Source organism: Sphingobacterium prati (genome assembly GCF_013167215.1).
Lineage (GTDB): Bacteria > Bacteroidota > Bacteroidia > Sphingobacteriales > Sphingobacteriaceae > Sphingobacterium > Sphingobacterium prati.
In genome coordinates, this window is the sequence record NZ_JABJWY010000037.1 from 332,423 (window position 1) to 353,129 (window position 20,707).

Here is a 20,707-nt window from a genome sequence, read left to right on the forward strand (position 1 = left end):
CATGAGCAGCAAAAAGCAATTTATCGACGAAGTATTCACTACTTTCGAAATCAATAGCCTGATCGAGCGACGCAAATGCAGGGCTACCGGAAAGGTACGATTTAATAGCAAGGGCGAAGCAGGCTTCTTTATTCAGTGGTTAAAATGGCGCTATAAGAAGTGGCTACGGGGAAAAAATAGAAGGAAGCACCAATACCGCAGTGGGGAAGGAAAGCCAAAGCAGCGCTATGTGTATAGCTGTATCCACTGTGGTGGATATCATATTACGAAGGAGCATCCGCATGATTACAAGCGAAAAAAAGAAAAATATGAACAGAAATATACTGAATAATTGATGATCGCTGCTTTTTTCAATTTTATTTTTCAAACATAGAATATTTTGTACATTTGTATCGAATAAAATCGAAATAGAAATGGCAGAAACTGTACAACCAAGAGCTCCAAAGACAACTGATAATAATGCGAATCAAACTCATTACTACAAAACATTGGTAGTAGCTATCGCTTTAGGTTTAATAGGTACATTTATCCGTTTTGTACCGGATGTATGTACTGCAATGGGACAACAAACTTTCTTGTTCTCCGCGATAGCAAACATAGCTATGATTGTGGGCGCTCTTATAGCATTTAAAACTGTTTTCGGTATTTTGGGATTTGGAAAAAATCGCGACTAATTAAAAGTCGTTTAAAATATTGAAAGCCTCAGTTTTACTGAGGCTTTTTTTGTATTGGTGCGGCAGTTGGTAAATAAAAAAGGCATCAATTAAACAATTGATGCCTTTCGCTATGTTGGATTATAGACTATGCAAATAACGACCAGGTACCCCATGGAATACGCGCAAGCATCAAGATTAAACCGATGATGTAGAAAATCACAACAGTTTGATTTGCTTTTCTGGAGTTTTCCATCTTTTTAGCTTTTGAATAGCCGATGGTAATCAATACAATGGCTATGATCATTGTTAATGGGTGTTCAATGATTTTTAAACGTAATGTCGGATCTTTCATTACGCTGCCAGAGATCATCGATGGGTATTTCAAAACGAAGTATAAAATCAATCCCACCAACAATTGAATATGCGATACGATAAAACCTAATAAGGCAATCTTACGGTTGTAAGGTTTGTTGCCTAAATAGTTCATTAAGGTGATCACAATAGATATCACCAGGGCTAGCAATAAGACAATTGCTATTGTCGAGTGTAAGTGTAACATAAAAGCTCTCTTTAATTGTTTCCTAAGTTAGCAAAGATAAAAATATAATGAATGTATTTGTTAAAAATCATTGTTCTAGCAGAAATACCTCTGCAATTGGGTTGAACAGGTACATACGTTTGCTAGCTAGCTCCATACATTTATAACGTTTCCGTATTTTTTCAATCCGCTGAAAAGACCGCCCGTTTTTCAACTTGAAAAAATGGCCATCCTCCAGTGCTTCTACTGTCAGCGCATTGCTTTTTGCTTTGTCATAAGCTTTTAAGGTACGAAAGAGATGAAGATCGGTGCAGCTCGATGCGGCCGGATTTTCCATATAGCTATGTATCGCATTATTGATGTCTGGCGGAAAAATATCTAGTTTTAAGAAAGGATCCATTAACTCCTTAAACTGCTTTTTCCATTCGGTTCCATGCGGTTTGACCCGATGCTGATGCTTATTCCAGGTCTGTAAATGAGCAAATTCATGTATGGTCGTAATAAGAAAGGAATAAGGGTTGAGATCATGATTGACTGAAATACGGTGTGGACTGCCCCTAAAAGGAGCACGGTAATCGCCCAACTTGCTGCTCCGCGAACGGGAAATCTTAAACAGGCACGCTGTATGGTTGATCCAGTTGGATATGATCGGCGCAGCTTCCTCGGGCATATATTTTTTAAGGGTCGCACTGTAATCTTGCATGCCGTAAAAATAGTGATTTATTCATGCTTACCTAATAATAGAAGGACATTATTTTGTCACAAGCAAACATTATACTGTCAAAAAATAATGCTGGTCTATTGATAACAGAAAGCAATAGTATTAATGGTGGACTATTGCTAGTTTGTCATTTGATCGAATAAGAAGATAAATGGGTGTAATCATTGGCAAATAAAATGCTACGGATATTTATAATTGCTATTATTTAGCTATTATAATTAGTTTTATTTGTAATTTTGATATTATTTTTAGTATTTAGCAGCTATGGATAATTATCACATAAGTTGTTTAGATCTGTAATAATATTTTTTTGGAACAAAATATATTGAAATCGTCTGAGTTTTAGGTAAATTACCTACTAAAGAAAGGATCATAAAACTAGATTATATAAATTGGATGAGGAAGGATTTTCCTCCCAACTGTAACAATAGACCTTTAAAAATATGCTAGATACCTTACATATTAAGAATTATGCCCTGATCAACGAATTGGAAATCCAATTTGATAAAGGCTTAAATATGATTACTGGGGAGACTGGAGCGGGTAAATCCATTATTATGGGAGCACTGTCCCTAATTTTGGGTAATAGGGCAGAGGGAAAACACTTTTTTGATCCATCTAAGAAATGCGTGATCGAAGGAGAATTTAATATTGGAGCTTATCAAATAAATAGTTTCTTTGAGCAGAACGACCTGGATTATGCGAATCATACGATTATCCGAAGGGAAATAACACCAGATGGTAAATCGCGTGCCTTTGTCAACGATTCTCCGGTTACATTGGCCATACTCAAGCAATTGGGTGAGCAGTTAATCGATGTGCATTCCCAACATGCAACGTTACAGATCAATACCGAGGAATTCCAGTTTCTGGTAGTTGATAGCGTCGCTGGTTCATTTTCCTTGAAACAAAGTTACAAGGAAAGCTATTCGGCCTATAAAAAAGCAAAGCGGGAATTAGAAGAACTAAAAGAAACGGTTAAGAAAGCGGCAATAGAGTTGGACTATTTTCAGTTTCAATTTGATGAGCTAGACGGGGTGCGGCTGGTTGCAGAAGAGCAAGGTATACTCGAACAGCAACAGCGTCAATTGGAGAATGCTGAGGATATCAAACGAGCCTTAAATGCAGCATCGCATCTGTTGGAAAATGAGGAGACAGCGGTACTGACGCAACTGAAGGACGTGATGACACAGATCGAAGGAATATCCTCTTTTCTACCCGAATCGGCTGATCTTGCTCTACGGGTGAAGAGTACGTTGATCGAATTGAAAGATGTGGCTGCAGAATTAGTTTCGCTTGAAGAAGATACCCAATTGGATGAAGGTACTTTGTTGGAGATTAATGAGCGATTAAGCCTACTGTATTCGTTACAGAAAAAACACCATGTAGATTCTGTTGAGGATCTTATTCAGTTAAGGGACGATCTGGAAGCAAAGATATTAGCCATTAATTCCTCAGACGAACAGCTGGAGCGTCTGGAAGCCGAGGTTGTACAGAAACTGGAAGTTGCGCTGCACAACGCGAAAGAGCTCTCACAGGCACGTAGATTAGTATTGGATACAATAGCCAATGACGTGCAAAAGACATTGTTGAATGTAGGTATGCCGAATGCCGTGCTTCAGATCGTATTAGAGCCCCTAAAAGAGGGAGAGATGCGCGAGTCTGGAATAGATACCATTCAGTTCTTATTTTCAGCAAATAAGGGACAGGCTTTACAATCCATCCATCGTGTGGCTTCTGGTGGTGAGCTTTCCCGTGTGATGTTGGCCATAAAGTCACTGGTTGCCAAAACTTCGGCTTTGCCAACCATTGTGTTTGATGAGATCGATACGGGGATTTCTGGAGAGGTCGCTTTGCGTGTAGGTGAGGTTATGGAAAATTTAGCTCAAAATATGCAGGTAATCGCGATTTCCCACTTGCCACAGATTGCCTCAAAAGGTGCGGCGCATTTTAAAGTGTATAAAGAAGATAAAGCGGATCGTACGATATCAAATATTGTTAGGCTCGATCAAACAGGGAGGGTAAAAGAGATCGCGCAGATGCTGAGCGGAGCAAATCCTACGGATGCTGCCCTAGAGCATGCAGAGTTGTTGTTGAGGGGTTAGTGGAAAAATTATATTATAATTTTTAAGCCCACTTTTTATTTCGAGAACTTCAGTGCAATTAAAAATATGATAAGCCTTGGAACTTCTATCCGAGGCTTATCATATTTTTAATTCCCTATAGATGCATCTGTTAAAACAACTTTAAGAAGCATATTATCTGGTGCAGTAGGAGCTTCTCCGCTTACATCCCTGGCATAAACACGTACGACACCTATAGAATAGTTGAACGAAAATTGATAGCCAAATATTTCAGATGGAATTGCCTCATATCTATCCGATGCTGCATCAAAATTAATCGCCACATTCACATGGCCGTCTTCATAATAGCGTTGATCTAAATCCTTCATAGAAATGTCTTTTCTGTAGAGATTGTTAGCTTCTTTGACCCATTCATTTGATTTAACAGGAAATACATAACTTGTGCCATCTAAAACGTTTACCTCTTGTGTAATATACTCCTTTTTACAAGAAGAGAATGAAACCAAGGCTGCGGTTCCAATTAAGGCTGCTAATAAAAGTCTTTTCATATCGTTTGTGTTATTTGTGACATATTTTTTAGTATAGGACGATAAAATTCTGCTAAAGTTTAACGTCAACCTTCTTTACAACAAAAAATGCACCATATTGGTGCATTTTCTGAATTTATTTCGAATACAATGAGTGATTATTTCTCAGCTGTATCTTTTGACGACTTCGGATCTGAGCTAGAAACCTCAATATCTTTAGTTTCCGGATTAATACTCACGGTCAAAACTGAACCGGTTTGCACATTTCCTTTGAGGATTTCTTCTGCAATTGGATCCTCCAGATATTTCTGGATTGCACGCTTTAAAGGACGTGCACCGAAATTACTGTCGTAACCTTTGTCTGCAATGAAACCTTTAGCCTCATCCGTCAAGTTAATGGTATAACCCAAATCTGCAATTCGTTTAAACAATGACGTCAATTCAATATCAATGATCTTAAAGATATTTTCTTTTGTCAACGAATTGAATACAATAACGTCATCAATACGGTTTAAAAACTCTGGAGCAAAAGCTCTTTTTAATGCAGTTTCGATTACCCCGCGGGAATGTGCATCTGTCTGCTGCGATTTTGCGGCAGTAGTGAAACCAACTCCCTGACCAAATTCTTTCAACTGACGTGCGCCAATATTGGAAGTCATGATGATAATAGTGTTACGGAAATCTACCTTACGTCCCAAACTATCCGTCAATTGACCTTCATCCAATACTTGCAACAATAAGTTGAACACATCTGGATGCGCTTTCTCAATTTCATCCAAAAGCACGACAGCGTAAGGCTTACGACGTACTTTCTCTGTTAACTGTCCACCTTCTTCATAACCGACATATCCCGGAGGCGCTCCGACAAGGCGTGATATCGCAAATTTCTCCATGTATTCACTCATGTCAATTTGAATAAGCGCATCTTCGGTATCAAACATAAATCGCGCTAACTCTTTTGCCAATTCAGTTTTACCGACACCAGTAGGACCTAGGAATATAAAGGAACCGATTGGCTTCTTAGGATCTTTTAGTCCAGCACGCGTACGTTGGATGGCTTTCACCAGTTTACCGACAGCGTCATCTTGACCAATGATTCTTCCTTTCATCAGCTCACCCATATTCAACAGCTTTTGGCTGTCTGTTTGGCTGACGCGTTGTACCGGGATACCGGTCATCATTGCGACAACTTCCGCTACATTTTCCTCGGAAACAGTATATCGTTTAGACTTGGTTTCTTCTTCCCATGCAATTTTTTCTTTCTCCAATTCGTCGATAAGTTTCTTCTCAGTGTCACGTAGTTTAGCAGCTTCCTCGTACTTCTGACTACGCACCACTTTGTTTTTCTCCAATTTGACTTCCTCGATTTTATTCTCGATGTCAATAATGGATTGTGGAACATGGATATTGTTCAAGTGTACACGGGAGCCGGCTTCATCCAATGCATCAATCGCTTTGTCCGGTAGGAAACGATCTGTTATATAGCGTGTTGTCAGGGCTACACAGGCTTCAATCGCTTCTGGAGTATAAGTCACATTGTGGTGATCTTCATATTTCTCTTTGATACGATTTAAGATCTCAACAGTTTCATCATGTGTAGCTGGTTCAATCGTCACACGTTGGAAACGACGGTCTAAAGCGCCGTCTTTTTCAATATACTGACGGTATTCGTCGAGTGTGGTCGCACCGATACATTGTATTTCTCCTCTCGCCAAAGCTGGTTTGAACATATTTGAAGCGTCCAAAGAACCTGAAGCACCACCAGCGCCAACAATGGTGTGGATTTCGTCGATAAACAAAATCACATCCGGTGATTTTTCCAGTTCATTCATGACCGCTTTCATGCGCTCCTCAAATTGACCACGATATTTCGTTCCCGCAACCAATGAAGCCAGATCCAAGGTAACCACACGCTTGTTGAATAAGACACGTGATACTTTGCGCTGCACAATACGTAGTGCCAATCCCTCCGCTATAGCCGATTTACCTACACCAGGTTCTCCGATCAATAAAGGATTGTTCTTTTTACGACGTGATAAAATCTGTGATACACGTTCGATTTCTTTTTCACGACCTACAATAGGATCCAGTCTACCTTCCTCGGCAGCTTTGGTCAGGTCACGGCCAAAGTTGTCCAATACCGGTGTTTTGGATTTGATATCCGAAACCTTTTTAGGTTGGATATATTGATCATCCTCAGCAAAGTCATCGTCACCGGTAGGGGAACCTGGGGCCTCATCCTTGATGGTGGTTTTATTTTGCTCTACTTCGGATTTGAAGATGTCATAGGTCACATTATATTGCTGTAAAATTTGCGAAGCAATATTATCTTCATCTCGTAAGATAGCCAATAATAGGTGCTCGGTCCCAATAATATCAGATTTGAAAATCTTCGCTTCCAAATAAGTAATTTTCAGAACTTTTTCAGCTTGTTTAGTTAACGGCATGTTGCCAATAGGTGCACGTGATACAGATGCCCCCTTCACTGCGTCTTCCACAGATTGACGTAGGGCTGTTGTGTCAATGCCTATGTTTTTAAGGATTTTGATCGCCATTCCATCGCCTTCACGAATTAAGCCAAGCAACAAATGCTCAGTACCTATATAATCGTGACGCAATCTCAAAGCTTCCTCTCTACTGTACGATATGACATCCTTTACGCGCGGTGAAAATTTTGCTTCCATTGAATACCTTTCTGTTTTATATTAAGGATATATAAATGTAGTAAATTCTACATTTCAAACCTTAAATTTATTTTAAATAATGTCATCAACAATTAAGCCATGACCATTATACGTCCAAAATGTCAGTATAAAAGATTACATTTGTATGTTAATATAACAAGAGTTTTCCAATTTTTTTAAATTTTATGTCAGACGAGAAGATTATTTTTTCGATGGCGGGTGTCAACAAAATCTATCCGCCTCAAAAACAAGTTCTAAAAAATATTTATTTATCTTTTTTCTATGGTGCTAAAATCGGCGTGATCGGTCTGAATGGATCCGGAAAGTCTTCATTATTGAAAATTATTGCGGGTTTGGACAAATCATATCAGGGTGAAGTCGTGTTTTCTCCAGGCTATTCTGTAGGCTATTTAGCGCAGGAACCACAATTAGATACCGAAAAGACCGTCCTTGAAATTGTTCAGGAAGGTGTTGCTGAAATTACAGCTACCTTAAAAGAATACGAAGAAATTAATGAGAAATTCGGCTTGCCTGAGGTCTATGAGAACCCAGACGAAATGGATAAACTGTTGGCTAGACAAGGCGAATTACAGGATAAAATAGATGCAACAAATGCTTGGGAAATCGATTCTAAATTGGAAAGAGCAATGGATGCATTACGATGCCCGGAACCTGATGCCAAAATTGCCAATTTGTCAGGTGGTGAGCGCAGGCGTGTAGCATTATGTCGCTTATTATTACAAGAACCAGATGTTTTATTACTCGATGAGCCGACCAACCACTTGGATGCTGAATCTATTGATTGGTTAGAGCAACATTTAAAACAATATAAAGGAACAGTCATTGCTGTTACCCACGACCGTTATTTCTTGGACAATGTCGCAGGATGGATATTAGAACTGGATCGCGGTGAGGGCATTCCATGGAAAGGAAACTATTCTTCTTGGTTAGACCAGAAGGCTAAACGTTTGGCACAGGAAGAAAAGCAAGAAACTAAACGTCAAAAAACATTGGAGCGTGAACTGGAGTGGGTACGTATGGCTCCAAAAGCCCGTCACGCCAAATCGAAAGCCCGTCTTCACAACTATGAAAAGTTAGCTTCTGAAGAAACCAAAGAGCGTGAAGAAAAATTGGAATTGTTTATTCCACCGGGACCACGCTTAGGTAATTCTGTCATTGAGGCAACCGATATTTCCAAAGCTTATGGTGACCGTATCTTATTTGAAAACTTAAGTTTTATGTTACCTCCTGCAGGTATCGTTGGTATCATCGGGCCAAATGGTGCAGGTAAAACAACGTTATTCCGCCTGATCACAGGACAGGAAACTCCGGATACGGGATCGTTCAAAGTGGGGGAGACTGTTAAATTGGGTTACGTCGATCAGATGCACCATGACCTTGATCCTGAAAAATCCGTTTGGGAGAATATCACTGGGGGTAACGATAATATGATCCTAGGCAATCGCTCTGTAAATTCCAGAGCTTATGTGTCTAAATTTAATTTTAATGGAGCTGACCAACAAAAGAAAGTAGGTGTACTATCTGGTGGAGAACGCAACCGTGTCCATTTGGCAATTACATTAAAAGAAGGTTCAAATGTGCTTCTACTCGATGAGCCAACTAATGATATTGACGTCAATACATTACGTGCTTTAGAGGAAGGTTTGGAGAATTTCGGCGGCTGTGCCGTGGTAATTTCTCACGATAGATGGTTTTTGGACCGTATCTGTACGCATATTCTCGCTTTTGAAGGTGATTCTCAAGTCTATTTCTTTGAGGGTAACTACACTGAATATGAGGAGAACCGTAAAAAACGGTTGGGTGATGTAACTCCGCATCGTATTAAATACAAAAAATTGGTAAAATAAAAGTGATCATGGAAAGCGGAAGGCTTTTAGCAGCGATAATAGACCACGCCATCGATGGAATTATTACCATAGACAACAGGGGAAATGTGGAAAGCATTAACCCTGCTGCTCTGGAATTGTTTGGTTACAACGCTGAAGAAGTTATAGGTCATAATGTTTCCATGTTAATGCCCGAACCTGATCGAGGTAATCATGATAGTTATCTCCATAATTATCAAACGACAGGACATAAGAAAATTATCGGGATCGGTCGCGAGGTGATGGGACTAAAGAAGAACGGAGAAACTTTTCCGTTCCGCTTAGCCGTGAGTGAGGTCTGGCTTAAAGATAAAAATATTTTTACTGGATTTATCCACGATCTATCACGTGAAAAGGCTGCGGAAGATATGCTAAAACAGCATGCGGCCGAATTGGAACATAAAGTCAGTGAAAGGACGCGTGATTTAATAGCGTTGGTTTCTGAATTGGAAAAAGCAAAGGCTGAAGTCTCTAAATCACTGGAGAAAGAAATTGAGCTTAATCAGCTTAAATCGCGCTTCGTATCCATGGCTTCACATGAGTTTCGCACACCGTTGAGTTCTGTCCAATTGTCAGCCTCGCTGATTGAAAAATATGCGGATCGTCCCGATGATAAAGCGAATATCATTAAACATACGAACAAAATCAAAGGCGCAGTGCAACTCCTGACCAGTATATTGAACGACTTTCTGTCACTGGAAAAATTGGAGGCAGGTATCGTGGTCATGAACAAACAGTATATAAATTTGGTTGAACTAGCTGAGGAAATTACAGAGGAAATGCAGTTGATCTGCAAGAAAAATCAGCATATTGTCTATCAGCATACAGGTGAGATCGGCCATTTTTCATTGGATCAGAATTTATTGAAAAATGCACTGGTAAATTTGATTTCCAATGCCATCAAATATTCAGGCGAGGATACATTAATTGAATTTACAACTTGTATTGATGATGATGGTTGTTCAATTTCTGTAAAAGATAACGGTATTGGTATTCCCGAAGAGGATCAGGTACATTTATTCGAGCCTTTTTTCAGAGCACATAACACCGGAAATATTCCGGGCACTGGATTGGGACTGAATATTGTGAAGCGATATATCGAACTTATGGAGGGTAAAATGGAGTTTGTTTCGGAAGTGCATAAGGGAACATCATTTAAAGTCAGTTTTGATAAGATTTAAATTCCATCTGATCGATAGTAGAATGATAGGCTTGTACATCATAAATGGTAAGGATTTGTGCGTCCAAATAACTATAAGTACGAATAAAAAACTGAGTGTAAAAAGTTAATTGAAAGTAATGGCAATATACACTCATCAATAATTATTGAGAGATGAAAAATAAAAAGACAATTCTAATCATTGAAGACAATATTGATATTAGAGAGGGAACAACGGAGATTTTGGAGTTGACTGGACGGTATGATATCATTACAGCTGAGAACGGCCGAATAGGCGTTGATTTGGCAACCCGACATATTCCTGATTTAATTCTCTGTGATATTATGATGCCCGAATTGGATGGTTATGGTGTACTGTTTATGTTAAGTAAAATAGAGCGTACTTCAAAAATTCCTTTTATTTTTCTGACCGCCAAAGCCGAACGCGCGGATATGCGCAAGGCAATGGAGATGGGAGCTGACGATTACCTGACCAAGCCTTTTGATGATGTCGAACTGATGAACGCAATTGAAGTTCGGTTGAAAAAACACGAACAGCTGTCTGCCGAGGCGCCAGAAGATTACGATTTACAGCTGAGTGCAGAAGAGCAAGTTTTATTACTTCAGGAATTGATCACCAACTCTCGGGTGAAAGCAGTAAAAAAGAAACAGTCAATCTTTGAAAAGGACGATTCGCCTACGTATGTTTACTATGTGAAATCTGGGCAGATTCGAAGCTTTAAAACGTATAAAGATGGACGTGAGCTATCCACTGGCATCTTTATAGAAGGTAATTATTTTGGCTATGGATCTGTCCTATTGAATGAAAACTACGAAGATTATGCAGAAGCTGTTGAGCCGAGTGAAATTATTTTAATCCCCAAAGATGCTTTTTTGGAACTCTTATGGAAAAAACCAGCAATAGCCAGCAAGTTTATTAAATTGCTTTCCATAGACCTCCGTGAAAAAGAAGAACAATTGTTGGGGTTCGCATACCATTCTGTCCGCAAACGTGTCGCCAATGCATTAATCAGTGTGGCCGAAAAAAGTGGAGTTAATATCAATGAGGTTAATACCTGTTCAATTGATATCACTAGAGATGGGATTGCTTCGATAGCGGGTACGGCAAATGAAACAGTGTCCCGTATGCTTTCTGATTTTAGAGAGGAAAAGTTGATCTCGAAAGAAAAAGGAAAGATTTATATCAATTCCATTAAAAACCTGCGCGATGTAAAACAGTGATCGTTCACTTAACAATTAAAGCAAATAGATTGGCCTGAAGCTGCTTCGGATCATTTAAATCTTACATACAAAAAAGGGCGTCCCCGAATTCACGGGGGACGCCCTTTTTGCATAATTGTGATATATATCATTGTTAGGTATGGTCATGTATCATGTTTTTGGGCCTAGCTATGATTTACTTTTGTTATTAGGATAAACTTATATAGGGTTGATTGTAGCGTTCAAAATGAAAGTAGTTGTATATAATGTGAGATCATTTGAAAAAGAGTTTTGGGCATTGGCCAATGCAAAACAGCATGATCTAACCTTGATTTCAAATGGATTAAATCTTGAAACGCAAAATTACGCGCGCGGAAAGGATGCGGTTGTCATCTCTGGGGGAGATATTTTGGATGGCAAAATGCTACTTAATTTAAAAGAATTAGGAATCAACAGAATTATGACAAGAAGTAAGCATACATCCCATATTGATTTGGTAAAAGCGGGTGATCTGAGAATTCAGATTGCCAATGCGCCTTTTGAGGATCAAAGCCCAAAAGGACTGGCAGAACAGACTGTTCGGAATCTCAATCTTTGGGGAATAGAAAAATGTGTCGGGAAAGCTTGCTGTTGTTTAAATGATTGTGCAAAAAATAATTTTCAATGAGTACACAAGAAAAATCTATGGAGGAATTGGTGCAGAAATATAATGTTGCTGCGCCACGGTATACGAGTTATCCAACAGTTCCATTTTGGGACGAGAGAACATTTTCTACCGAAGCTTGGAAGGATCAAGTATACCGTACTTTCCAGCAGTCAAAAGATAAGGGACTGAGCCTATATATACACCTTCCTTTTTGCGAAAGTCTATGCACCTACTGTGGCTGTAATACGCGTATCACAAAAAATCATCAGGTTGAACTACCGTATATCACCTCTCTCTTGAAAGAGTGGGAGATGTATTTGGCAGTTTTCAATGGTGAAAAACCTTTGTTGTCAGAAATACACCTGGGGGGTGGCACGCCTACATTTTTTCAGCCCGAAAACCTGAAATTATTGATTGAAGGAATTCTAAAACATGTCAATGTAGCGGCGGAAAGCTGTTTTTCATTCGAAGCGCATCCAGCCAATACCAAAACCGCACATCTTCAAATCCTTTTTGATCTGGGGTTTCGCCGTCTGAGTTTGGGTATACAGGATTTTGATCCGTTGGTGCAGTTTATGATTAATAGGCATCAGTCTTTTGAAGAGGTGGAAGAGGTGATGCTGAATGCGAGGAAAATCGGATTTGATTCTATTAATTTCGACTTGATCTATGGATTGCCCAGGCAGACCATAGCATCGGTACGGGATACTATTGAAAAATCCATGCTGCTGGGGCCGGATCGCATATCGTTTTATAGTTATGCGCATGTACCTTGGTTAAAACCTGGGCAGCGGCATTATACGGAGGCTGACTTGCCGAAAGGTACTGCTAAATTAGCACTGTATAATCTTGGAAAAAGGATGATCCTGGCAAAGGGGTATGCAGATATTGGCATGGATCATTTTGCAAAAAAAGAGGATGAGCTTTATTTAGCTTTCCAACAGGAACGTTTGCACCGCAATTTTATGGGGTATGCAGATCGGTTTAGCCCATTGTTGATCGGTATTGGCGTGTCTTCGATTAGCGATGCTTGGGGTGGCTTCGCTCAGAATGTGAAAACTGTTGAGGAATACCACAAACTGATCTCCTCGGGCGTATTGCCAGTTGTAAAGGGGCATATACTCAACCGGGAAGATCTGATCATAAGGCGTTATATCCTTGATATGATGTGTAAAGGTAAAGTACGTTTGAATCCTACATCCTATTTAGCGGAACAGATTATGGAAGAGTTGTCAACATTGGTTCAAGACGGTTTAGTCTGCATTGAGAACGACCTGATTCGATGCACTGCTACAGGACGTTCGTTTTTACGGAATATCTGTATGGCTTTTGACCAGCGTTTGTTGAATCTTCGTTCAAAAACGCAATTATTTAGTGAAGCGATTTAATTAGCGGTATGGCAGAAACTAAGGAAGAAATAAACCTGACCGAGATATGTTTCCATTGTGGAGACAAAATCGAAGAAACAGGATATCACCTTGACGATCATGATTTTTGCTGTCTGGGATGCCAAACCGTATATCAGGTTTTACAAGATGGCGGCATGCAACAATATTATCGTTATAATCAGCATCCGGGAAAATCCAATAAAACAACGCAGGAGGACTTTTCGTACTTGGATGAACCACAAGTTGCAGCTAAATTAGTGGATTTTCAGGATGAAAAGATGACTATCATTACCTTTTATATTCCCGCTATTCATTGTAGTTCATGTATTTGGCTCCTTGAAAATCTTTATAAATTAAACCCAAACGTTCTGCAGTCCCGCGTGGACTTTATGAAAAAACAGGCTAGTATTACCTTTAATCATACTTTACTTTCCTTAAAAGACTTAGTACATCTATTGGTGGATATTGGTTATAATCCTAAGATTACTTTACAGGATGTCATTAAAGAGGGGAATAAAAATAACTTAAATCCTTTGGTTGCCAAAATTGCCGTAGCCGGATTTTGTTTCGGAAATTCGATGTTATTCAGTTTTCCGGATTACTTTGGTATGGGTGTATTTGAAAAGGAGTATGCCAGTTTTTTCGGTTACATTAATTTAGCTTTTGGTGTACCAGTTTTGTTGTATTGTGCTTCAGGTTATTTTAAGTCAGCCTATGTTAGTTTAAAACAAAAGAGATTAAACCTTGATGTTCCATTAGCCTTGGGAATATTAATACTATTTCTACGTTCTGCTTTCGAGGTAATAACACAAACGGGAGCGGGTTTTACGGATACCCTATGTAGTCTAGTATTCTTTATTCTCATTGGAAAGTGGGTACAACAGCGGACATATTACCATATTTCTTTTGAACGTGATTATCGGAGTTATTTTCCCGTTGCAGTCACTGTGCTTAATGAGCTCGGAGACAAACCTGTGCAATTGGCCGATATTCGTGTTGGGGATCGTATCCTTGTCCGTAACAATGAGATTATTCCAGCAGATGCCATATTGCTAAAAGGTGATGCAGCGATTGATTTTAGTTTTGTAACCGGGGAATCAAGTCCTGTAAGTAAAACATTAGGGGAGATTGTTTATGCCGGAGGTCGACAGACTGGAGAGGCGATAGAACTGGAGGTCATTAAGCCGATTTCACAATCCTATCTAACCAAATTATGGAATAATGAAAACTATAAAGATTATGACAAGCATTTTCAGACTTTTGTCAACTTTATAAGTAAATATTTTACTGTTGTTTTATTGGCTATCGCTCTTTTTGCAGCACTATATTGGGCTGTAGATGAAAATGCCAATAGGGCTTGGGGGGCTTTTACGGCAGTGCTCATTATCGCATGTCCTTGCGCATTGGCGTTGAGCTCTCCATTTACCCTATCTGCGGCATTAAGTATTTTCGATAGAAACAAGTTCTACGTCAAAAATACAGCAGCGATCGAACAGATGGCTATGATAGATACAATCGTCTTTGATAAAACGGGAACCATTTCTTCACCAAAAGCAACATCAATTTATTTTGAGGGTACACTTACCACAAATGAAAAAATGCTGCTCAACGCAGTGTGCCGAAATTCCAGTCATCCCTTGAGCAGGGAGATCGTAAAATGGCTGGACGTGTCATCGGATATTGCTGTGTGGAATTTTAAGGAATATCCGGGAAAAGGAATGGAAGCAGCGCTTGAAGGACAAATCGTCAAAATCGGGAGTGCCAATTTTTTAAATATAGAAAATACCAAGATCGATGGATCTGTTGTATTCATACGCATTGGTGAAGAATTAAAAGGATATTTTACAATGGAACAAGCGTGGAGAACTGGTCTGTCCGCTTTGATCGAAGATTTCAAACCTCATTATGGTCTTCATCTGATATCTGGTGATAATGACCGTCGATTGGATGCGCTAAAATTAATTTTTCCATCGAATGCTTGTTTAATGTTCAATCAATCGCCAATGGAAAAACTTGGACGTATTCAACGATTTCGACAAGGGGAGAAATATGTTTGTATGATCGGGGATGGATTAAATGATGCCGGTGCGCTGCGTAAAGCTGATTTGGGAATTGCCGTAAGTGATGATATCAATAACTTTTCGCCTGGATGTGACGCGATTCTCGATGGCGAATCATTTGGAAAATTATCAAATTTCTTTGCTTTCAGTAAGGATGCTGTGAAAGTAATCCATATGAGTTTTGCTATCTCCTTACTTTATAATGTAATCGGGCTGAGTTTTGCTGTTCAGGGGATTATGTCGCCCTTATTCGCGGCCATCTTAATGCCTATCAGTACAGTTACGATTATCTCATTTACCAGCTTAATGACAAGATGGTATGCAAAACGTCATAAACTATAGTTCTTATGGAAATTATGTATATTCTAATTGGTTGCAGTGTCTTATTAGCACTGGTATTTTTATGTGCTTTTTTCTGGGCGAATAAGTCCGGGCAGCATGATGACACCTATACCCCCTCGGTAAGAATTCTGTTTGATGATGAAACAATAGAGCAAAAGGAAAAATAGAATAATGTTAACTAAAACGTTATCGTAATTAAATCAATTACTTTTTTTTGTAATTAAGGTTATTATCAATAAAATTGGGGATAAATACCAATTTGAAAAAGAAACACATGAATAATAATCCGTTTTCATTAAAAGATAAGGTTGTTGTCATTACGGGTGGTACAGGAATTCTAGGTGAGGCATTTGTAGAAGCGCTAGCTGAGGCAGAAGCAAAAATAGCTATTCTTGGACGTAATGATCAGATCGGAGCAGAACGCGTAAAACAGGTCGAATCTCTCGGCGGAGAGGCGATATTTGTCGAAGTTGATATCATGGACGAGCAGGATGTCAGTAGAGCAAAAGATGAGATCCTCGGAAAATGGGGGCGAATCGATGGATTAGTGAATGCTGTCGGCGGAAATATTCCCGGAGCAACAATAGGAGTTGACCAGGATCTGTTCGCTAGCAATATTCAGGATACAATTAAAGCGATAGAACTTAATCTCTACGGAACCATTATTCCAACACATATTATTGGCAGGGTAATCGCAGAGAGCGGAAAAGGAGTAATCGTCAATATTTCGTCCTTGACAGCAAGTCGCCCATTTACAAGAGTGTTGGGCTACACAGTTGCCAAACATGGTATTGATGGTTATACAAAATGGATGGCAACGGAACTTGCACAACGTTATGGTGACAAGGTCCGTGTCAATGCCATTGCTCCGGGTGTTTTCCTGACCAAGCAAAACAAAAATCTATTGATAAATCCAGATGGGAGTTATAGTGATCGCACCCAGCGGATACTTAGCGGAACACCTTACAACCGATTGGGAGATCCACGGGAGTTAAAAGGAACTTTAATCTATTTGATGAGCGATGCCTCAGCATTTGTAACCGGAGAAACTGTCTTTGTGGATGGCGGCTTTAATGCATGGTGTGGTGTTTAACGAAACTTTGAAATGAATAAATTAGAACAAACATGGCGTTGGTACGGTCCCAACGATCCAGTATCCCTACAGGATGTTAAACAGGCTGGTGCAACAGGTATTGTGACAGCGCTACACCATATTCCTCACGGTGAGGTTTGGCCATTAGCCGATATTCAAGAAAGAAAACGTATTATCGAAGAAGCCGGTTTAGTTTGGTCGGTGGTAGAGAGCGTAACGGTTCATGAAGAAATTAAGACCAAAGGACCTAAAGTTGATGAATATATCGCTAAATACAACCAGACATTAGCTAATTTGGCGCAGTGCGGCATTAAAACCGTGTGTTACAATTTTATGCCGGTGCTGGATTGGACCCGAACCCAATTGGATCTGACGATGGCAGACGGCTCAAAGGCGCTTTATTTTGACTGGATTGACCTTGCTCTTTTTGATATCTTTATTTTAAAACGGGTATCTGCTGAACAGGATTATTCAGAAGATATTGTCAGAAAGGCTACTGAACGTTTTAGTACAATTTCCAAACAGCAAAAGGAGAACTTGACAAATGTTGTGCTGATGGGGATTCCAGGGGAAAAAAGTGTAGAGTTGGATGCATTAAAGGCAAGCATAGATACATATAAACATATAGGAAGGGATGGCTTACGGAGAAATTTGATTTATTTTTTAAATGGAATTTCTGCGCAATGTGAAACCGATGGTATCCGTATGACGATCCATCCTGACGATCCGCCGTATCCGATTTTGGGTTTACCACGTATTGCGAGTAATGGTGAAGATCTCGAGTATATTTTAGGGGAGGTACCTCAACAATTTAATGGTATCTGTTTCTGCACAGGCTCATTAGGAGCCAGCCAGACTAATGATTTACCGGCAATATTGGATCAAGTCAAAGGACGTGTAAACTTTGTTCATTTGCGGAATGTAAAGAAAGATGTCATAGGTAGTTTCTATGAAGCAGATCATTTGAATGGAGATGTGAATATGTATAAAATTATGCAAATTTTGGTCGCTGAGAATCAGTTGAGATCTACTGCTATTCCTTTTAGACCTGATCATGGGCATCAGATGCTGGACGATCTTAATAAAGTGACAAATCCTGGTTATTCTGCTATTGGTCGACTGAGAGGTTTGGCTGAATTGCGGGGATTGGAATATGGCATTGCTGGCGAGTAATTCACAATAATGGTCGAATTGTTTGTTTTCGCGAACAAGAGTACTGCCAAATAAAAAAAGACAGTCAGTAGATAATAGTTTTTAGGGTATTATCTACTGACTGTCTTTTTTTATTCTCCCCATGTGAAACGAAGAAGGATTATAATGAAGATTTTCTTACGATAAGTTGTGTCGGAAGTTCGATGGTTTCAAATTCGTGAATTGGTCGTGTTTGATTGATGGTGTCAATCAGTTTTTTTGTTGCTATTTCACCAATTTCAGTTGCAGGTTGTACCACTGTAGACAATGCAGGATTTAATGAGGCAGCGATTTGAGTATTAGAAAATCCAATGACAGCAACTTCCGTCGGAACTTCTATTTGAAGTTCGGCCAAAATACCCAATGTTCTTGTTGTGATCACATCCGTTGCTCCGAAAATTGCGTCGATATTTTTGTGATCAATAAATTCCTTGATTATTATTTCTTTTATTCTACTATCTAAATCAACAGTGCTGTTAAACCCGCATTCAATATAATGTTTTTCATCAAAAGGGATGTTAGCATCAGATAAGGCGGCTTTAAAGCCATTTAGCCGTTCCTCGGCAACGCCTAAATTCTTTCCTGTGATGTGTAATATATTCCGTTTTCCTCGTTGAATAAGGTGTTGTGTGGCATCGTAGGCTCCTTTAAAATTATTGACGCCAACCTTGAATGTATCCAATTTGTGATTGATTCGATCAAATATGACTACGGGTATTTTAGCTTTAATTAGATCTTTAAGTTCTTCAATATTTGATCCAGACGATACGGGAGCGATCATTAGACCGTCTATACCGCGCATTCTTAATACATCTATACAATTTTTTTCGATACGTTCATCCTCTCTGCTTTGCATGAATATAATATCGTAGATGGTTTGCTGAGAGGCGATCTGGATTCCGTCGAGAATCTGTGATACGAAGGTATTGCTGATATTGGAAACAATAACTCCAATGGTATTTGATTTTCCAATTTTTAAACTCCTTGCTAATTTATTGGGATGGAAATTATGTTTCTTGGCATATTCCTGAACCAATTTTTTCGTTGCTTCACTGATTTCGTAGCTGTCTGATAGCGCTTTGGAAACCGTGGAAACAGAAATGTTGAGTTCTAAAGCTATATCTTTCAGGGTAGTTCTGCTCATCACGTTGGAAGTTATTATGAGAAGATAAATCTACATAAAAAAATATACAAACAAAGTCTTTTTGATAATTATCCAAGATTTACGTTGTAACAATAATGTAGTCCGCTTTATAGCATTTTTATGTTAAACAAGTACAATTTTTGAGTGTTTTACTTCAAAAAACTGTGTTTCTAGCCAATGAGCCCTAGTGTTGGCTTTATTGGTGTTCTTTCGGCTGCGATTCGAGATCTGCTCGGGATCGAATCGGGTTTTAAAAGCGTCTGAGTGCAGATATTGGCATGGTTCGACCGGACTGCTACTGCTGTTTTAGCGTGTTAGACCCGGACTCATTATGGACTCAGCACGGAAAGAGTACGGATTCTTCCTGAAGCTGTCCCGACCCTGATATGAAGCAGTTCTGACTGGGAGGGGATGAGGACCGCCGAATATGATATATGGCCCCGCTAGTCCTATAGCCTGGCCGTTTGTAAGACCGGCTTATTCCCTAGCGTATCATATTGTTTACCTATCCAAAACAACAGATAATGAGGGAAAAGCTAGGTAAACATAGAGAAAAGCCGAGGAGATAGCAAGAAGGTAAGAAAAAGTCTCCTGAAGAAGGATGCTTTTGCCTGTAGGTATACCTAGTTTGGTATTTTTTAAAGATAAGGCCAGTATTAATTTAGCAATAAGCGAGATTTAAGCTAGGATTTAGTTAGGTATCCATTAGCTTTTACCTAAAGAATACCTAAACTAAACCTAAACAAAACCTAAGTAAAACCTAACTAAACACTGGAAATGTATTGGTATTGTTGCTGCTGCTTTTGCCTTGTCTTTCTGTCGTCTTTACGGCCTGTTTCCGGTTGCGGTTTTTATGCCTGCCCAAGATTCGATCGCCCTGATCCGGAATGGCCGGCTCATCGGAAGATTTCTGGTTGTGCCCCGTTGCCTATTCGGCCGGAGGCCTCTGTTTTGTTCACGTCCACGTCCATTCTCCTGTCTTCCCACTGTATGCCCTGATGGTTTCTGTTTGCCAGCCCTATGGTTTTGGACTAAAAAGTATTTTGGACTAAAAAGTATTAAGGCAATCGGCGCTCCGATCAAAGGAACAGCTGTCTCTTTTGCTCCCGCGTTTCACGCAGGGCCTCCTTTTTCCCATTAGGCCACAATTTCTATAACCTTTCCAAATCTAGGCGATCTACATCCACTCCGTTCCCGGCCTCTCTGCTGTAGCTTTCTACCCCGTAGCTGTTTTGCCGCCTTCGTATTTCCTCAGAACAAAAAAATCAACCACATGTTCAGCGAGTTAAGGATATATTGAAAGAAAATAAAACAAAAGGCTTGGAAGTTTGTTAATAAACTCCCTATCTTTGCACCACTCCGCAAGG

At 39.6% G+C, this 20,707-nt stretch carries 18 protein-coding genes; 12 read left to right on the forward strand and 6 right to left on the reverse strand.

Annotated elements, in window-relative coordinates; all coding sequences use genetic code 11:
• The first annotated feature begins 1 nt into the window (after position 1).
• Positions 2–331 carry a hypothetical protein gene (locus HPC41_RS19320; protein WP_172395660.1) on the forward strand — a complete coding sequence of 110 codons (330 nt, stop codon included), beginning with the start codon at positions 2–4 and terminating at the stop codon, positions 329–331.
• 82 nt (positions 332–413) lie between these two features.
• Positions 414–674, forward strand: coding sequence for a hypothetical protein (locus HPC41_RS19325; RefSeq protein ID WP_172395662.1), 261 nt, complete (start codon positions 414–416; stop codon positions 672–674).
• Positions 675–801: 127 nt separating this feature from the next.
• Here the strand turns inward: HPC41_RS19325 and HPC41_RS19330 are convergent, their stop codons facing one another.
• Together HPC41_RS19330 and HPC41_RS19335 are read right to left on the reverse strand one after the other, a co-directional pair.
• Positions 802–1,215 (reverse strand): hypothetical protein, encoded by a 414-nt coding sequence (locus tag HPC41_RS19330; protein WP_104385601.1) that lies wholly within the window; start codon positions 1,213–1,215, stop codon positions 802–804.
• A 67-nt stretch (positions 1,216–1,282) separates the two neighbouring features.
• A complete protein-coding gene (locus tag HPC41_RS19335) occupies positions 1,283–1,897 on the reverse strand; it encodes a SprT family zinc-dependent metalloprotease (RefSeq protein WP_172395664.1) in 615 nt (204 codons plus the stop codon).
• Between the two features lie 461 nt (positions 1,898–2,358).
• Here HPC41_RS19335 and recN point away from each other — a divergent pair, with 461 nt between their 5' ends.
• Positions 2,359–4,020 carry a DNA repair protein RecN gene (gene recN, locus HPC41_RS19340; RefSeq protein ID WP_172395666.1) on the forward strand — a complete coding sequence of 554 codons (1,662 nt, stop codon included), beginning with the start codon at positions 2,359–2,361 and terminating at the stop codon, positions 4,018–4,020.
• Positions 4,021–4,127: 107 nt separating this feature from the next.
• Here the strand turns inward: recN and HPC41_RS19345 are convergent, their stop codons facing one another.
• Both HPC41_RS19345 and HPC41_RS19350 read right to left on the reverse strand, forming a co-directional pair.
• A complete protein-coding gene (locus tag HPC41_RS19345; protein WP_172395667.1) occupies positions 4,128–4,547 on the reverse strand; it encodes a hypothetical protein in 420 nt (139 codons plus the stop codon).
• 137 nt (positions 4,548–4,684) lie between these two features.
• A complete protein-coding gene (locus HPC41_RS19350) occupies positions 4,685–7,210 on the reverse strand; it encodes an ATP-dependent Clp protease ATP-binding subunit (protein WP_172395668.1) in 2,526 nt (841 codons plus the stop codon).
• 185 nt (positions 7,211–7,395) lie between these two features.
• Here HPC41_RS19350 and ettA point away from each other — a divergent pair, with 185 nt between their 5' ends.
• From ettA to uxuA, 9 genes are all read left to right on the forward strand, one after another.
• Positions 7,396–9,078: an energy-dependent translational throttle protein EttA gene (gene ettA / locus HPC41_RS19355; protein WP_172395670.1), complete on the forward strand. Its 1,683-nt coding sequence runs from the start codon at positions 7,396–7,398 to the stop codon at positions 9,076–9,078.
• 8 nt (positions 9,079–9,086) lie between these two features.
• Complete coding sequence (locus HPC41_RS19360) at positions 9,087–10,277, forward strand: PAS domain-containing sensor histidine kinase (RefSeq protein WP_172395672.1); 1,191 nt, start codon at positions 9,087–9,089, stop codon at positions 10,275–10,277.
• A 152-nt stretch (positions 10,278–10,429) separates the two neighbouring features.
• Entirely contained in the window at positions 10,430–11,497 is a 1,068-nt protein-coding gene (locus HPC41_RS19365; RefSeq protein ID WP_172395674.1) for a response regulator, read from the forward strand.
• A gap of 226 nt (positions 11,498–11,723) precedes the next feature.
• Positions 11,724–12,143: a Rossmann-fold NAD(P)-binding domain-containing protein gene (locus tag HPC41_RS19370; protein ID WP_172395676.1), complete on the forward strand. Its 420-nt coding sequence runs from the start codon at positions 11,724–11,726 to the stop codon at positions 12,141–12,143.
• The gene (hemN, locus tag HPC41_RS19375; RefSeq protein WP_246250893.1) at positions 12,140–13,510 is read left to right on the forward strand and encodes an oxygen-independent coproporphyrinogen III oxidase; all 1,371 of its coding nucleotides are present in this window, start codon (positions 12,140–12,142) and stop codon (positions 13,508–13,510) included. Before HPC41_RS19370 ends, hemN begins: the two co-directional genes overlap by 4 nt.
• Before the next feature lie 8 nt (positions 13,511–13,518).
• The gene (locus HPC41_RS19380) at positions 13,519–15,912 is read left to right on the forward strand and encodes a heavy metal translocating P-type ATPase (RefSeq protein ID WP_172395678.1); all 2,394 of its coding nucleotides are present in this window, start codon (positions 13,519–13,521) and stop codon (positions 15,910–15,912) included.
• Positions 15,913–15,917: 5 nt separating this feature from the next.
• A complete protein-coding gene (gene ccoS, locus HPC41_RS19385; RefSeq protein ID WP_172395680.1) occupies positions 15,918–16,079 on the forward strand; it encodes a cbb3-type cytochrome oxidase assembly protein CcoS in 162 nt (53 codons plus the stop codon).
• Between the two features lie 107 nt (positions 16,080–16,186).
• Positions 16,187–17,005 carry an SDR family oxidoreductase gene (locus HPC41_RS19390; protein WP_172395682.1) on the forward strand — a complete coding sequence of 273 codons (819 nt, stop codon included), beginning with the start codon at positions 16,187–16,189 and terminating at the stop codon, positions 17,003–17,005.
• A gap of 12 nt (positions 17,006–17,017) precedes the next feature.
• A complete protein-coding gene (gene uxuA / locus HPC41_RS19395; RefSeq protein ID WP_172395684.1) occupies positions 17,018–18,178 on the forward strand; it encodes a mannonate dehydratase in 1,161 nt (386 codons plus the stop codon).
• A gap of 139 nt (positions 18,179–18,317) precedes the next feature.
• On the opposite strand, the gene HPC41_RS19400 is transcribed toward uxuA, so the two are convergent.
• Both HPC41_RS19400 and HPC41_RS19405 read right to left on the reverse strand, forming a co-directional pair.
• Complete coding sequence (locus HPC41_RS19400; protein WP_172395686.1) at positions 18,318–19,340, reverse strand: LacI family DNA-binding transcriptional regulator; 1,023 nt, start codon at positions 19,338–19,340, stop codon at positions 18,318–18,320.
• An 825-nt stretch (positions 19,341–20,165) separates the two neighbouring features.
• Positions 20,166–20,327, reverse strand: coding sequence for a hypothetical protein (locus HPC41_RS19405; protein ID WP_172395688.1), 162 nt, complete (start codon positions 20,325–20,327; stop codon positions 20,166–20,168).
• Positions 20,328–20,707: the final 380 nt, after the last annotated feature.